Annotated in this window: 16 protein-coding genes; 3 read left to right on the top strand and 13 right to left on the bottom strand. The window is 57.1% G+C overall.

Annotated features, from left to right (window positions below):
- The first annotated feature begins 2 nt into the window (after positions 1 to 2).
- The gene (locus B3849_RS09670) at positions 3 to 665 is read left to right on the top strand and encodes a MotE family protein (RefSeq protein WP_005849044.1); all 663 of its coding nucleotides are present in this window, start codon (positions 3 to 5) and stop codon (positions 663 to 665) included.
- Here B3849_RS09670 and B3849_RS09665 read toward each other — a convergent pair.
- From B3849_RS09665 to B3849_RS09630, 8 genes are all read right to left on the bottom strand, one after another.
- On the bottom strand, positions 662 to 1,789 hold the full coding sequence (locus tag B3849_RS09665; RefSeq protein WP_005849043.1) for an EscU/YscU/HrcU family type III secretion system export apparatus switch protein: 1,128 nt from the start codon (positions 1,787 to 1,789) through the stop codon (positions 662 to 664). The genes B3849_RS09670 and B3849_RS09665 overlap by 4 nt on opposite strands.
- Positions 1,790 to 1,791: 2 nt before the next feature.
- Positions 1,792 to 2,547, bottom strand: coding sequence for a flagellar biosynthetic protein FliR (locus B3849_RS09660; protein ID WP_278425743.1), 756 nt, complete (start codon positions 2,545 to 2,547; stop codon positions 1,792 to 1,794).
- Between the two features lie 6 nt (positions 2,548 to 2,553).
- Positions 2,554 to 4,644, bottom strand: coding sequence for a flagellar biosynthesis protein FlhA (gene flhA / locus B3849_RS09655; protein ID WP_278425744.1), 2,091 nt, complete (start codon positions 4,642 to 4,644; stop codon positions 2,554 to 2,556).
- Positions 4,645 to 4,646: 2 nt separating this feature from the next.
- Positions 4,647 to 5,288 carry a lytic transglycosylase domain-containing protein gene (locus B3849_RS09650; protein WP_278425745.1) on the bottom strand — a complete coding sequence of 214 codons (642 nt, stop codon included), beginning with the start codon at positions 5,286 to 5,288 and terminating at the stop codon, positions 4,647 to 4,649.
- Between the two features lie 148 nt (positions 5,289 to 5,436).
- On the bottom strand, positions 5,437 to 5,706 hold the full coding sequence (locus tag B3849_RS09645) for a flagellar biosynthetic protein FliQ (protein ID WP_278425746.1): 270 nt from the start codon (positions 5,704 to 5,706) through the stop codon (positions 5,437 to 5,439).
- A gap of 39 nt (positions 5,707 to 5,745) precedes the next feature.
- Positions 5,746 to 6,063 carry a flagellar hook-basal body complex protein FliE gene (locus tag B3849_RS09640; RefSeq protein WP_005849033.1) on the bottom strand — a complete coding sequence of 106 codons (318 nt, stop codon included), beginning with the start codon at positions 6,061 to 6,063 and terminating at the stop codon, positions 5,746 to 5,748.
- A 9-nt stretch (positions 6,064 to 6,072) separates the two neighbouring features.
- Positions 6,073 to 6,483, bottom strand: a complete 411-nt coding sequence (gene flgC / locus B3849_RS09635; protein WP_074636865.1) for a flagellar basal body rod protein FlgC — start codon at positions 6,481 to 6,483, stop codon at positions 6,073 to 6,075.
- Positions 6,484 to 6,497: 14 nt separating this feature from the next.
- Complete coding sequence (locus B3849_RS09630) at positions 6,498 to 6,851, bottom strand: flagellar basal body protein (RefSeq protein ID WP_184583843.1); 354 nt, start codon at positions 6,849 to 6,851, stop codon at positions 6,498 to 6,500.
- 62 nt (positions 6,852 to 6,913) lie between these two features.
- On the opposite strand from B3849_RS09630, the gene B3849_RS09625 reads away from it, so the two are divergent.
- Positions 6,914 to 8,305 (top strand): FliI/YscN family ATPase, encoded by a 1,392-nt coding sequence (locus tag B3849_RS09625; protein WP_184583845.1) that lies wholly within the window; start codon positions 6,914 to 6,916, stop codon positions 8,303 to 8,305.
- A 98-nt stretch (positions 8,306 to 8,403) separates the two neighbouring features.
- Here the strand turns inward: B3849_RS09625 and B3849_RS09620 are convergent, their stop codons facing one another.
- The 4 genes from B3849_RS09620 to B3849_RS09605 all read right to left on the bottom strand — a co-directional run bounded on the left by B3849_RS09620 (position 8,404) and on the right by B3849_RS09605 (position 11,323).
- Positions 8,404 to 9,243, bottom strand: a complete 840-nt coding sequence (locus B3849_RS09620; RefSeq protein WP_286780054.1) for a flagellin — start codon at positions 9,241 to 9,243, stop codon at positions 8,404 to 8,406.
- 132 nt (positions 9,244 to 9,375) lie between these two features.
- Positions 9,376 to 9,867, bottom strand: a complete 492-nt coding sequence (locus B3849_RS09615; RefSeq protein ID WP_278425747.1) for a flagellar biosynthesis protein FlgI — start codon at positions 9,865 to 9,867, stop codon at positions 9,376 to 9,378.
- On the bottom strand, positions 9,864 to 10,166 hold the full coding sequence (locus B3849_RS09610; protein WP_064216621.1) for a hypothetical protein: 303 nt from the start codon (positions 10,164 to 10,166) through the stop codon (positions 9,864 to 9,866). Before B3849_RS09610 ends, B3849_RS09615 begins: the two co-directional genes overlap by 4 nt.
- A complete protein-coding gene (locus B3849_RS09605; RefSeq protein WP_278425748.1) occupies positions 10,166 to 11,323 on the bottom strand; it encodes a flagellar basal body P-ring protein FlgI in 1,158 nt (385 codons plus the stop codon). The genes B3849_RS09610 and B3849_RS09605 overlap by 1 nt, the downstream gene beginning before the upstream one ends.
- A 174-nt stretch (positions 11,324 to 11,497) precedes the next feature.
- Here B3849_RS09605 and B3849_RS09600 point away from each other — a divergent pair, with 174 nt between their 5' ends.
- The gene (locus B3849_RS09600) at positions 11,498 to 12,202 is read left to right on the top strand and encodes a response regulator transcription factor (RefSeq protein WP_286780053.1); all 705 of its coding nucleotides are present in this window, start codon (positions 11,498 to 11,500) and stop codon (positions 12,200 to 12,202) included.
- On the opposite strand, the gene B3849_RS09595 is transcribed toward B3849_RS09600, so the two are convergent.
- A complete protein-coding gene (locus B3849_RS09595; RefSeq protein WP_243252080.1) occupies positions 12,203 to 13,282 on the bottom strand; it encodes a flagellin in 1,080 nt (359 codons plus the stop codon). It abuts the gene before it with no gap.
- Positions 13,283 to 13,292 lie beyond the last annotated feature (10 nt).

The raw sequence follows: 13,292 nt of genomic DNA, 5'->3' as shown, positions 1-13,292 counted from the left end.
AGATGTTTGGACCAGGTATGTTGAACGGGAAAATTATCCTTGGGGGGCTGGCCCTGACGCTCTGCGCCAAAGCCGCGCTATCCTTTCCTGAATTGCCCTTGTTCAAGGATAGTGCGCTGCCACAGCAGCCGATGGTCGTTCTTGCCGCTGAAACCAAAGAGGAAACGGGCCTGCAGCCGGTTCAGGATGCCCCGCCGCTGGTAGGCAACCTGCCCGAACTTTCAAACGGTTGCGAAGCGCCCGAAGACGTTTTGATCTCGCTCACGAAAGAGCGCGAATTGGTGCGGTTGCAGCAGGAAGAACTGGAAAACCAACGTGCTGAGTTTGCGCTGGCCCGCGAACGGCTTAACATCGAAAAAGCATCTCTGACCGAGCTCAAGACCTCTATCGAGGATCTGCTGGGCCGCGTTGATGCCGCGCAGACCGAAGACCTTGATCGTCTGATCCAGCTTTACACGAATATGAAGCCGACCGATGCGGCGCGTATCATGGATGATCTGGACATCGAGACGACGATTATGATCCTTGGCACCATGAAGCCAAGAACAGCCGCACCTATCCTTGCAAAGATCCCGCCTGTACGAGCGCGCGCCGTCTCCAAAATCATTCTGGAACGTTCGCAGCTTCCGGCGGATCAAGATCTTACAGGTATCAAGCTTCGTTAATATGGATCGGTCCGCAGGGTAGACCCCTGCGGTGCCGCCCGCTTTTTATTGTTGCGCAGGTCAAAGACGAAGCTGATGATCTCGGCGACAATTTCCCAATGGGCGACGGGAATGACCTGATCGACGTCGATCTCGTCATACAGCATTCGCGTTAACGGTTTATTCTCGATCATCGGAATATCGTGCTCCGCAGCCACTTCGCGGATGCGCCGCGCCAGATGATCTGCGCCTTTGGCGATACAGACCGGGGCCATATCCTGCGCCGGGTCATATTTCAGCGCGATTGAATAATGGGTCGGGTTGGTCAGAATGACATCTGCCAAAGGCACAGCAGTGATTGTACGCTGTTGTGACAGCTCGCGCCGGCGACGCGCCCGTTTCTGCCGGATTTCGGGGGAGCCTTCGGATTCCTTGTGCTCGTCCTTGATGTCTTTCTGGCTCATCCTTTGCTTGCGCCGCCAATCAAAACGACGCCACAGAATGTCGGCAATCGCGATTGGCACAAGCAGAATTGCAGCCGCGATCAACAGCTTAACTGCAGCGGCGGTCAGATAGCCCGGCAGATGCTCGGGGATAAAGCCCGACGAGGTCCAAATGCGCCGCACCGCTTCATTCGTGAACCACACGGCAAGCCCACCGATTGCCAAGACTTTGACGATACTTTTCGCGAATTCGACCAGCGCATTCGCCGAAAAAAGACGCTTCAACCCTTCCAGCGGTGACAATTTGGAAAGCTTTGGTTTGATACGCTCTGCCGCGACGACGGTTTCACCCTGAATCACAGCGCCAATCGCGCCGCCCAAAAACAAAACGCCAAAGATAGGAAGGACTGCCCACACGATCATATAAAAAAATTCGCTCATGATTTGCCCCAGCCGGATCACCCCCGGCTCTCCCGTGGCGACCATCAGATTTGGGGAATGGTCCAGCAGAACCGACAGCGCGACGACGATTTGCGGGGCCTGATAGGGCAAGACCAAGGCGGCGATCCCCAACATCGCCACGACAACGACCATGTTCCCCGTCTCCTTTGACGACGGGACATCCCCTTTCTTGCGCGCGTCCTTAAGCTTCTTTTCGGTCGGCTCTAGGGTCTTTTCCGTGCTGTCGCTATTCTCGGCCATGATTAGATCCTAAAGCCCATGATCCACTCCTGGAATCGCACTAGGAAGTAATCAAGCATGGCTGGCACGGCGATAGCAAGGATCAGCAGCCCTGCCCCGATCAACAGCGATGCCGCCACGAAAAACACGGGCAGTTGTGGCATCATCCGGTTTGCCAGCCCCATGCCAAGGTTCAAAATCACACCCATCACAAAGAAGGGGGCCGCAATTGCCGTCCCGATATAGAGGCTCGCACTCGCGACACGGAGTATTTGATCAGCAAGATCGGCGAGCACGAACTGTCCGGGCGGGAAAACCTGATAACTGGCAAGCAATGCGCGGATAATCAGATGATGGGTGTCTGTGACAAAGATCATGGTCACCGCACTCATCAGCAGCAAGGTCGCCACCATCGTCGCGCCTTCAAACGACCCGAACGACGGGCCAAAAGCGTTTGCCAAACCAGACACCTGCCCGACCTGGAACCCCGCAAACTGCAATGCTGACAATAGGATACGCGCACAAAGACCAATCCAAAGCCCGATCAGCACCTCGGCGCCCAACAGGAACACCGCGGTCACCGCGCTATCAGGCAGCGCGCTTGCAATGGGCGTCAGCGGAAGCAGGGAAAGACTGATCAGCACCGCCAAGGACAGCCGCGGGCGCACCGGAATCTGCACCTCCCCAAACCCGGGCATAAACATCAGCGCCGTGCCAATGCGGGCAAACACCACAAAAAAAGAGAAAAATAGCGTCGAGATGAAGGGTTCGATTGCCACGATCGGTTAACCGACGGTGCCAACAGTACGTAGCGACGCTTTGCGGTGGACTTCGTTGTGCGAAATCACTTGGGTCATGGGGCTCACCCGTTCGAGGATCGACCGGACGTAGGGCCGCGCTTGCGGGCTGACCAAAATGGCCGGCCATTCATCTGCGCTCGAAAACTTCTGGATTTCCTTGCGTACTGCAAGAACAAACTCCTGCACCCGCGACGGCGACATCAAGAAGGTCTCTTCCCCGTTCGCTTTAGAGATCGAACTCGCAAGCTCGCGCTCCCAATCTCCACCCAGATTTATGACGGGCACATATCCTTGAGAATCCTTCAAGGATTGGCAAATTTGTTTAGCCAGTTTGCTACGGGCGTGCTCGATCACTGTGCGGATATTCTTGGACGTGGCACTTGCCTCCGCGACCGCTTCGATGATCATCGACAGATTTCGGATCGACACCCGCTCTGCAAGCAGCGCCTGCAAGACATGCTGCAACATAACAGCCGAGCTGCTGTCAGAGCCGCTTGAAAGCAGTTTCTGGTATTCCTTGCCCTGCCCCTCGATCAATTCCTGCGTCGCGGCATAGGTCAGGATCTCGGGCATATGCTCCTTGATCACCTCGGTCAGATGCGTGGTGATCACGCTTTCCGGATCAACGACAGTCATCCCCATGAGCTCGGCTTCGGATGCGCGCGTTTCGTCAACCCAGATCGCTTCCAACCCGAAGGTCGGTTCGCGCGTGCGTTTGCCGGGAAGGTTAATTTCTTGCCCCGACGGGTTAATCACCATCATCATCATCGGGTCCACTTCCCCACGCGCGGCCTCCACCCCTTGCAGGGAAATGGCGTAGGTATAGGCGGGAAGCTCCGCATCGTCCTTGATCCGAACCAACGGCAAGACAAACCCGAAGTCCTTTATAAACAACGACCTCAGGCTTTTAACCTTACCCGGCAGCGCCGCATTGACCGAGGTAATCATCGGCACGAGACCAGAGCCGAGATCCAGCCGCACATCATCAACGCGCAGCATATCCGACAGCTTGTCTTCAGCACTCTCAACAGGTGCCGCGTCACGCGCGGCGGCGAGTTTCTCGGCCTTGTCCCGCTCTACAAAGGACTTCTGCATGATATAGCCAAAGCCCGCCATCCCGGCAGAGAGCGCGAGAAAGATCATCAACGGAAAGCCGGGCAGCCAACCGATACAGAATGTCAGCCCCGCCGCGACATACAAAGCCTTGGGAAAATTGCTGAGCTGCCCCAAGACGGCTTCATTCGCCGCACCCAGTGTTCCGCCCTTGGTCACCAGCAAACCAGCGGCAAGAGACACGACCAACGCAGGGATTTGCGTGACTAAACCGTCACCGATCGTTAGCACTGTATAGCGGCTCATCGCGTCGCCCACGCTCAGTCCGTGGCTGATCATACCGATCATAATGCCGCCAAAAACGTTGATCAGCGTGATGATCAACCCTGCAACAGCATCCCCGCGGACGAACTTGGACGCACCGTCCATCGCCCCGAAGAACGAGCTTTCTTCCTCGACCGTTTTACGCCGTAGTTTCGCCTCCTCCTCCGTAATGGCACCGGCGCCGAGGTCAGCATCGATCGCCATTTGTTTGCCCGGCATCGCATCCAGCGAGAATCGGGCCGCAACCTCCGCGATTCGAGTAGAGCCCTTAGTGATGACGATAAAGTTAATGATCACCAGAATTGTGAAAACAATAATGCCGATGATGAAGTCGCCGCCCAGAATGAACTGCGAAAATCCCTCAATGACATTCCCCGCAGCGCCCGGTCCGTTATGGCCTTCACTCAAAATTAATCTGGTGGAGGATACGTTGAGTGCCAGACGCAGCATCGTAACGACCAGCAAAAGCGTCGGAAAGGAGTTAAATTCCAAGGGTGTACCGATCCACAGGGCCACCATGAGAATCAGAACGGACAACGCGAGGGAAATCGCCAAACCCAGATCCAGAAAGAAGGGAGGCAAAGGAATAAACAACATCGCCAGGATGAGAACCATCCCCACGGCGAACCCGATGTCGCGATTGGCACCGCTAAGCTTGGCAAAGCTGAAGGGCTGCGGATTTGTGTCTGGTGTCGCCACGCTCAGTTGACCTCTGCGTAATGGGGCAGGATGGGGGCCAACGCCTGCGTAGAATAGATAGACAGCGCGCCGCCCGCTTTGCCGGAGTTTGCACCGCTCAGATCGGCGCTCCAGTTGAAGTCGGGCATCTCTCGGGTGACTGCAACCTGCTGCGGGGTGCTATTGACCGAGCTAACATCGCTTGCAAAGCGGGTCAGAAATGCCTGGGCGATGCGCTGGTTCTGCTGCAACTTCTGCAGATAAACAGCTTTGTAGCTGGGGTTAGACGAATGGTACCGGCCAGCGGCCTGCCACCAATCGCCTGTCTCGTGATAAAGCGCGGTCAGAAAACGTGCGGCATAATCGACGTTATGCGCTGGCGTCGTCGCCTCTTCTAGCGAAGAGAACTGGTCGCCATGCCACCGTTGGTTAATCTGCATGCATCCTACATCCGTGGACCGGATGCCGCGGCCCTCTGTCTCGCGCACATGCGCTTCTAATGCGAGCTTGCTGCCAAAGAACGTGCCGGTGCCGTTTGTGTTTGCGGTCCACGGCCATACCACCAGCTTGTTGTTCACCTGACGTCCAGCTTCCTGAATCCCGATCGCCAACAATAGGTTACCGGGAATGTTATAGCGCTGTTCAGCCGAAAGGATTTCGTCCACGCAGACGCGCATCGGGTTTGAGGTGGCGTTTTGCCGACCCAACTTCACGGCAGGAGCAGATGACGTGTAAAACCCCATCCAACCGCCTTTGTCCGCCAAGGCAGAGACTGGCAGCAAGAGAACCATGAACAAGGCGGTGAGCCGCACCCTAGAGCCCCCCGTTGGAGACAAGATCGAACACCCGGTCCGAGAGCCCGACAAGTGTCGAAAAAATAAAAGGAATGCTGATGGCGAGCGTCACAAAAATCGCGGCGATCTTGGGCACGAACGTTAGCGTCATTTCCTGAATCTGTGTCAAAGCCTGGAAAAACGCGATGGCAAGCCCGACGCCAAGCGCCACAACAAGCACAGGCGCCGATCCGATCAATGTCACGGTTAACGTCTGCCGGATGATTTCGTAGACAGTGACAGAATCCACAGCGGACCTCCGAAAAACATGGCGCGTGTTAACCTGACGTTAAACCGGCATACGCATAACTTCTTGGTACGCTTCCACCAGTTTGTCACGCAGCGCGACCGAAACCTGAACTGTCTGCTCCATCGCCATGGTGGCCTGAACAACCTCTTGCAGGCTGGCTTGCCCTGTCAGCCCCTTGATCGCCATCTGGTCGCCTTCGCGCACCGAATCCACCGCCTGCGACGCGGCATCGCCGACCATCTGGGCAAAATCTTTTGGGGCGGGGCCAGCGGGTTTTGCACCCCGCGTTTCGCCCTGCACCGTCTTTGCATAGGCGGCTTCAACATAAGAAGAACGGATGGCGGAAAAATCTGTCATTCTGGCACCTTACTTCAACAGCTCGACCAACTGACGGCGCATGTCACGCGCTTTGTCCAGCATCGAAAGGTTTGCTTCATAGCTGCGCGCGGCTTCACGCATATTGCTCATTTCGATCAGCGGGTTCACGTTCGGCATCTTGATATAGCCGTTCTGATCCGCCGCGGGGTGCGATGGTTCATACCGCAGTGTGAAATCGGCATCATCCCGCAGCACGCCTGCAGACTGCACAATCGCCGCCCCCGTTGAAGGATCCGTAGCGCTTTCAAAAGAAATCGTCTTGCGCTGGTATGGGTCACCCCCCGCCGTTTGCGCGGTCGAACTGGCATTAGCAAGGTTTTCAGAGACGATGCGCAACCGGTCACCCTGCGCCCGCATCCCGCTCGCCGCTGTTGCCGAAATTCTGGAAAGGGAATCCATCGCGCGTCTCTCCGTTATTTCCGGCCAGCGACGGCGTAGACCATCTCGTGCGCTTTGCGGTACAGGCTCGCGGCCATTTGGAACTGACCCGAGGCGCTGTTCGCCTCGACCAACTGCTCTTCCAGGTTCACATTATTCCCGGTTGCCGTAGTGCCACCCAGAACCCGCGCCTCAACCACCTCGGCCTCCTGCAAACGCTGCGACCGACCTACGTCTTCCAAATAGCTGGCAAAGCTTTGCACATCCTGCGCGCGGTATCCCGCAACGTCAGAATTCGCGATATTCTCGGACACGACATTCTGCCGCGTGGCAAGCCACTGCAAACGCTTGGGTGCAAGACTGAACAAGGATGTGGGATCTGTATTCATACTAGACTCATTATTTATCCTTGTTATATAGCAAGGATAGAATATTTTCGAAAGAGTATATTTTGACTTCTGCCTTCGCAAACCTGCAAAAGTCCATCTATTCATGCGCCAGCGCAAAGATCTCGGGCACCGTCAGGTCCATCACTGGCATGACCCTCACCGTCAGCGGGCTAGAGGCGATGGCAGCGATCGGCAGCCAATGCCGGGTGCACACCCCCGCAGGACACATCGATGGCGAAGTCGTCAGCGCACAGGGCAGTGATCTTTGCGTTCTGCCGTTCGGCACATGGGAGGGCGTGTCCGTCGGGAATACCGTCGAATTGATTGAGCATGACGATATGGTATCCCCCGACGACAGCTGGATCGGAACGGTGGTTGATGCGCTTGGCCGCCCCCTCACGCAATACACCCGCGCGCGCCGCCCGCGCCGCAAAACCCGCTTTCGCGCCAACCCACCCGGTGCATTCGACCGCAAGAAGGTGGGCGAGAAGCTGGAAACACAGATCAAATGTATTGATATTTTCACACCGATTTGCCGCGGCCAGAGGATGGGTGTCTTCGCGGGTTCAGGTGTCGGTAAATCGACCATGATGGCCATGCTGGCCCGCAATACGGATGCCGATGTGATTGTCATCGGGCTGATCGGCGAACGCGGCCGCGAGGTGCAACAGTTCATCCAGGAGGATTTGGGCGAGGAGGGCATGGCGCGCGCCGTTGTCGTCGTCTCTACCGGGGACGAGGCACCGCTGTTGCGCAAACAGGCCGCATTAACCACGACCGCGATTGCCGAATACTTCAAATCGACGGGAAAGCAGGTGCTGCTGCTGCTGGATAGCGTCACCCGTTTTGCGATGGCGCAGCGTGAAATCGGCCTCGCCCGCGGCGAGCCGCCAACCCTGCGGGGCTATCCGCCGTCGGTGTTCAGCGAACTGCCCCATTTGCTGGAACGTGCGGGCCCCGGCATGGCGGCAGAAGGTGACATTACCGGTCTTTATACGGTGCTGGTGGATGGGGACGATATGAACGAACCCATCGCGGATGCGGTGCGCGGGATCGTGGACGGGCATCTGGTGCTTGACCGGCGCATCGCCGAACAAGGGCGTTTCCCCGCGATCGATCTGCAAAAATCGCTGTCACGGATGCTGCCGGGCTGCCACTCTCCCGAAGAATACGAGATCACCAAAGTCGCGCGCAAGGCCTTGGGCCGCTACGCCGATATGGAAGATCTGATCCGATTGGGGGCGTATAAAGCCGGGTCCGACCCGGAAACGGACCAAGCCATCACATTTTTCCGCGCGGCCAGCCCATTTCTGTCACAAAGCCGCGGCGACAAGACCCCAGCCGCCGAAGGCTTTGCCGACACCTACCGGATGATACTGGAATCCGGCATCGACGACCCGCTGCGTAGTTTTTTCGAAGAACGCGCCCGCGCCGAGGCGACGACAGCGCAATAAAAAACCGGCGCGACGTATGTCCAAGCCGGTGGGTGCTTCGTCAGGGCCCCTCCCCACCAGTGGTGGAGAGGGTATTTTCATATAACGCCTAAACCGAATTAACGGAACAAGCTCAGGATGTTCTGAGGGGCCTGGTTTGCAATCGACAGGGACTGCGTCGCCAGCTGCTGCTGAACCTGATAGGCCTGCAAACGCGCGGCTTCTTCTTCCATATCCGCATCAACCATCGAGCTCACGCCGGAATCCAGCGTGTCTGTCAGGCTATCGATGAACTGCATCTGGCCGTCGATGGTGTTCTCGGTGATGCCCAGAGATGTTGCGGCCGAGATCGCCTTTCCGAGCTCACCTTCAGCGGCGATAAGCTTTGCATCCATTGTTGTCGCAGAATCAGTAACATTAATCGCAGCGAGCGTAGTTTGGATTGCCTGCAAATCTACTGCATTAAAAGTGGACGAGGTAACGCCAAATGCACCTGTGGCGTCACGGCTTACACCATTAACAACTGTAACAGGGCCAGCCGCGGCTTGAACCCCGTCTACAAGATTATCCCCGTTAAAGGTCGCCTGATCGATCGCCGATTGCATATTTTTAGCAAGAGCAACCAGCTCATCTTGAACATCTTGCTTGTTGATACCGTCGCTTTGAGCAAAAGCGATGCGTTCGACCATCTGCTGTGCGATGTCGGAAACGGTTTCGGCACCTAGACGGGCTGTCGCGACGGAGTTCTTGGTCGCGGTCATGCCTTCGTTGATGGCTTTGAACATGCCGCTGTCGCCTTTCATCGTTTCGGAGACGGCGAAATAGGCAGCGTTGTCTTTACCGGAAGAAACCTTCAGGCCTGTGGAAACACGGCTTTGGGTATCGTTGAGCCCGCGGTTCACGTCTTTCAACGTGGCCAGAGCGTTCATTGCGGAGCTATTTGTGAGAATGGACGACATTTAATGTTCTCCTTGCTTCTCGTATTGATCCAGTCTTCTGACTGAGGTCAGCCGTAAAAGGCTAACCTGAACTACATAGCAGCTCAGGTTAAAGCAGGGTTAACAAATTGGGTAAAATCGACGGAACGCGCGTTAGAATTTCTGATCGACGTGCATATTCTTATCCGCAACGCCGCTCACACGTTGGCCCATCTTGCCATAATTTCCGTCTAGCGCATTGCGATTGCTGATCTTTTTGACCTCGCGCAGAATGGTGCGGGCGGCGACGGCCATGCGGGATAAAATTGCGCTATCCTCTTCAATCGCCCCCTTTAACTGCTTGAGTTGCGCCTTCACCTCCAGCTCAACCATAATCGGGTGATCCATAAAGGGTTCGACCAGCGGGGTTTGTAGCTCCAGCCACTTCAACGCGCGGGATTTTTCTTCGAAAATCGCGCTGACGACATCCAGATTGCCCGCTTTGATCGCCTCGACCTCGCGGTTCAGCACGTCGATGGTGTCGTGGATTTTCGCGACATAGGCGTGAATGTTTTCCTCGTCCTGCGGGGTCAGCACCAGCTGGTCAGGGGCCTCGCCCTCGGGGGCGGTGCCGCGTTGACCGAAACGGAAGGTGCGCGGGGTCATTCGCCCTGCTCCGCAAATTTGGCTTTGCCCTGCCCGTAAGCGTCCAGCATTTGCGACACGCTACCGGAAAAGCCCAAACCGCCCTGCTCTACCAACTGGCCAGCGACGGCTTCGGACATGAAGGACCGCCACATATCCGCCTGCTGCTCCCCGCCGAAAGCAGAGGCACCGGCGGTTTTCATCATCTCGTCGACGAACTGGGTTAAGAACACCTTTTCGAATTCTTTACCTGTCTGCACCGCGCGGTCGGGTTTGGCGATGTCGAAACTAGGCAGTGACGGGGGGATTGAACCGGTCATCAGATAATCTCCAGATCGGCGTGAAGCGCCCCTGCGGCCTTGATGGCCTGCAAAATCGCAATCGTCTGCCGCGCGCCGACGCCGATGGCGTTCAGCCCGTCGACAAGCTCTTGCAGGCTCACGTCACCGTTCAGAATGGTAAAGCTGCCGTCAATTTCTTCGATATCAATCTCGGTCTCCGGCACGATCACGGTCGTCCCCCCGATAGAGATAGGTTCCTCGCTGATCACGGCCGTATTTCCGCCAAGGCTGATCGGACCGGGCTGGCTGACGCCGAAATTCTCGCGCACGCGCACGGTCAGCCCCCCCTGGCTGATCGCGACCTGCGCGATCCGCACGTCCGAGCCCATGACGATGGTGCCCGACTTTTCGTCAATCACGACCCGCGCCACGGCGTCCGGCGTGACCAGCAGGTTTTCCACCGCCATGATCGTCTCGGGCGCGTTGCGTTTGTCACCGACCCAGACCTCGATCGTACCGGAATCCAGCACCTCGACCTGACTGGACCCAAGGTGTTTCGCGATGGCTTCGCGCACGCGATCCGCCGTGGTGAAATCGGGGTTGTTCAGCGCAATCCGGATACTGTCGAGCTGAAACAGGCTGAATTCGATCTCGCGCTCGACGATGGCCCCGTTTTCGATCCGCGCGATGGTCGGCACACCATCCACAACGCTCGCGGCATTGCCATCCACCCGGTAGCCCGAGGCCGCAACCGCGCCCTGCCCCACGGCATAAACCTCGCCATCCGCGCCCGTCAGCGGGGTGATCAACAAGGTACCGCCCCGCAGACTTGTTGCATCACCTAGCGAAGAGACCGTGATATCGATGGGCGAGCCGCGCCGCGCAAACGGGGGGAGCTTGGCCGTCACCATCACGGCGGCGGTGTTCTTGGTTTTCAGCGCCTCGCCATCAAGGTTCGCAACGCCAAGCCGTTCAAGCATCCCACGAATGGATTCACGGGTGAACGGGCTGGAGTTCAGCTTATCCCCCGTCCCCAAAAGCCCGACAACGAGGCCATATCCGATCAGATGGTTTTCCCGCACACCTTCAAAATGCGCAATGTCCTTGATCCGGACCTCGGCCCAGGACGGCATCGCGGGCACAACCAACAGTGCTGCGGCGGCAAGGGCCTGCAGACAGCGCAGCAGGCGGGTCATGGGGCGTCGCTGGCCGTGCGCCATTGCGAAATCTCCGGTACAAGAACAGTTCAACTATCCTTGGCATAATCACGTAATAACCGGATTTATACAAGTTAAATCATCTATTAATTGTTGCTACCGCAGAATATACTTGCTACCGATAGGAATAGTCAGGGTTTAGGGCACACAAACATGCGCATGTATATTTTCGAACAGCGGAAAGAACGATGCGCCGGCCTTACGGCAGAGCTGCGCAGCGCAGGTATCGAGCTTCAGTTCGTCACCGCCGAGTTTTTCACGACGGGCCTTGGCCCATTGCTGCAACCGGGCCATCAGACCAATGCGGTTCTGATCGGTGAATGTGAGGATACGCGTGAATATATCCGCGCGATGCGTACCGCAGGCTGCGTCAACCCGGTGATCGTGCTCAAGGATTTCCGCAACGCCAAGGATACGTCGGACCTGCTGAACCTTGGCGCGGATGATGTGATCGTCAGCCCGATCCGTGGGGCCGAAGTGCTGTCGCGGACCAATTCGATCATCCGGCGTCACTATGGCCATGCCTCTGAAAGCGTGATCGTCGGAGAGCTGACCGCCTATTTCGACGGGCGCGATCCGATTGTATCGGGCAGCCGCATCAAACTGTCGAAACGGGAATATTCGGTGTTCCAGCATCTTGCGCTGAACTCGAACAAAGTCATCTCTAAAGACGCGATTTATGACGCAATCTATGGCAGCAGCATCGATCAGCCCTTCGATAAGGTCATCGACGTCTACATCTGCAAACTGCGCAAAAAGCTCGCTTCCGCGTCGAAGTCAGGCTGGCAGTATATCGAAACCGTGCATGGCCGCGGCTACAAGCTAAGCTCGCCCGAGGTGACGTCGAAAGCCGGCTGATCAGCGCAGGTAATTCAGGATCGACAGGCTCGAAAGCCGCGAGGAGACCTGATAGCTCGCCTGCAACTGTGTCTCGAGGCTATTCATGCGCGTGATCGCCTCGTAGGGATCAACACTTTCGTAGTTCGAGATTTGCGTACGCTGCACCAGCGACAGATCCGTAAGCTGCGTTTGGGTCTTTTCAACGATCTGCTGGTTGAACCCGATCCGCGCCGAGATATCCAACATACCCTCTTGCGACGCCGACAGGCTATCGACCACCTCTGACATCCAGGTGCTATAGGCCGCTTCGTCCATCTGGCTCACGTCGGTCACGGCCAGCATCGCCAACCCTTTGTAGGCATCGCGGAAAGACTGGTCATTGGCGCGCACGCCGTAGACGACCTCTTGTCCGGTATTCACCCAGGCGCTGATCTGCTTTGTCTCGGCCCCACTGGCATCACGCTCGGGCGAGCCTTGATAGAAGGTGCCCTGAAAATTCCGGCTGGCGTCGGCGTCTTGCGAGTTGAACACGGTCTCTAGCTGATCCGCGATGGCTTGGGCGCTGGCTGGGTCGGTTGGACCGGCACCAAAAATCTCTTCGACCACCGATTGCGGTGAACGGCCTGTGTCGGCACTGGTTTCAGGCCAGCGGGTCAGCGAGGTCTTGTTGGATTCCAGCCCCGAAAACAGGTTCTCGCCATTATAGGACGTGTTCATCGTCGACACGAGGCTTTCCAGCGCGGCGCGGGCCTGCATCTGCAACACCTCTGCCCCGTTGCCATTGCGTGTGGCGTTGACCAGCGCGCTTTCCAGCACCGATTGTACCTGCGTGCGCGCGGCGTCGACGGACGCAAGCATCGCGTCAAGCTTGCTCGCCAGCACGTCGTTCGATGTCATGAAGGTCTGGGTATTCGCCTCGCGCCCGTGCAACTTCATCACCGAGGCCGCGCGCGGGCCCAGATCGGCATAGATGTCCGCCTTCTTTCCGGTAGAGACTTCTTCGCTCACCCGTTGCAATTCCAGCGTCGTGCGCTGCACGTTCTGACGGTTGAAAAGGTTAAACTGGAACGACGAAAAACTGCTGATACCTAGAACCATTGTCTCTGCC

The sequence above is a fragment of the Sulfitobacter sp. UBA4523 genome, assembly GCF_002388305.1.
In the GTDB taxonomy this organism is placed as follows: Bacteria; Pseudomonadota; Alphaproteobacteria; order Rhodobacterales; family Rhodobacteraceae; genus Sulfitobacter; species Sulfitobacter pontiacus.
The sequence above is the reverse complement of the archived record's forward strand: the minus strand, read 5'-3'. Positions and strand labels throughout refer to the sequence as shown.

Bases quoted from the DNA above. Each gene is read 5' to 3' on its own strand.
- B3849_RS09670 (WP_005849044.1), top strand. From the start codon at position 3: ATGTTTGGACCAGGTATGTTGAACGGGAAAATTATCCTTGGGGGGCTG.
- B3849_RS09665 (WP_005849043.1), bottom strand. From the start codon at position 1,789: ATGGCCGAGAATAGCGACAGCACGGAAAAGACCCTAGAGCCGACCGAA.
- B3849_RS09640 (WP_005849033.1), bottom strand. From the start codon at position 6,063: ATGACAGATTTTTCCGCCATCCGTTCTTCTTATGTTGAAGCCGCCTAT.
- flgC (WP_074636865.1), bottom strand. From the start codon at position 6,483: ATGGATTCCCTTTCCAGAATTTCGGCAACAGCGGCGAGCGGGATGCGG.
- B3849_RS09630 (WP_184583843.1), bottom strand. From the start codon at position 6,851: ATGAATACAGATCCCACATCCTTGTTCAGTCTTGCACCCAAGCGTTTG.
- B3849_RS09620 (WP_286780054.1), bottom strand. From the start codon at position 9,243: ATGTCGTCCATTCTCACAAATAGCTCCGCAATGAACGCTCTGGCCACG.
- B3849_RS09615 (WP_278425747.1), bottom strand. From the start codon at position 9,867: ATGACCCCGCGCACCTTCCGTTTCGGTCAACGCGGCACCGCCCCCGAG.
- B3849_RS09610 (WP_064216621.1), bottom strand. From the start codon at position 10,166: ATGACCGGTTCAATCCCCCCGTCACTGCCTAGTTTCGACATCGCCAAA.
- B3849_RS09605 (WP_278425748.1), bottom strand. From the start codon at position 11,323: ATGACCCGCCTGCTGCGCTGTCTGCAGGCCCTTGCCGCCGCAGCACTG.
- B3849_RS09600 (WP_286780053.1), top strand. From the start codon at position 11,498: ATGCGCATGTATATTTTCGAACAGCGGAAAGAACGATGCGCCGGCCTT.
- B3849_RS09595 (WP_243252080.1), bottom strand. From the start codon at position 13,282: ATGGTTCTAGGTATCAGCAGTTTTTCGTCGTTCCAGTTTAACCTTTTC.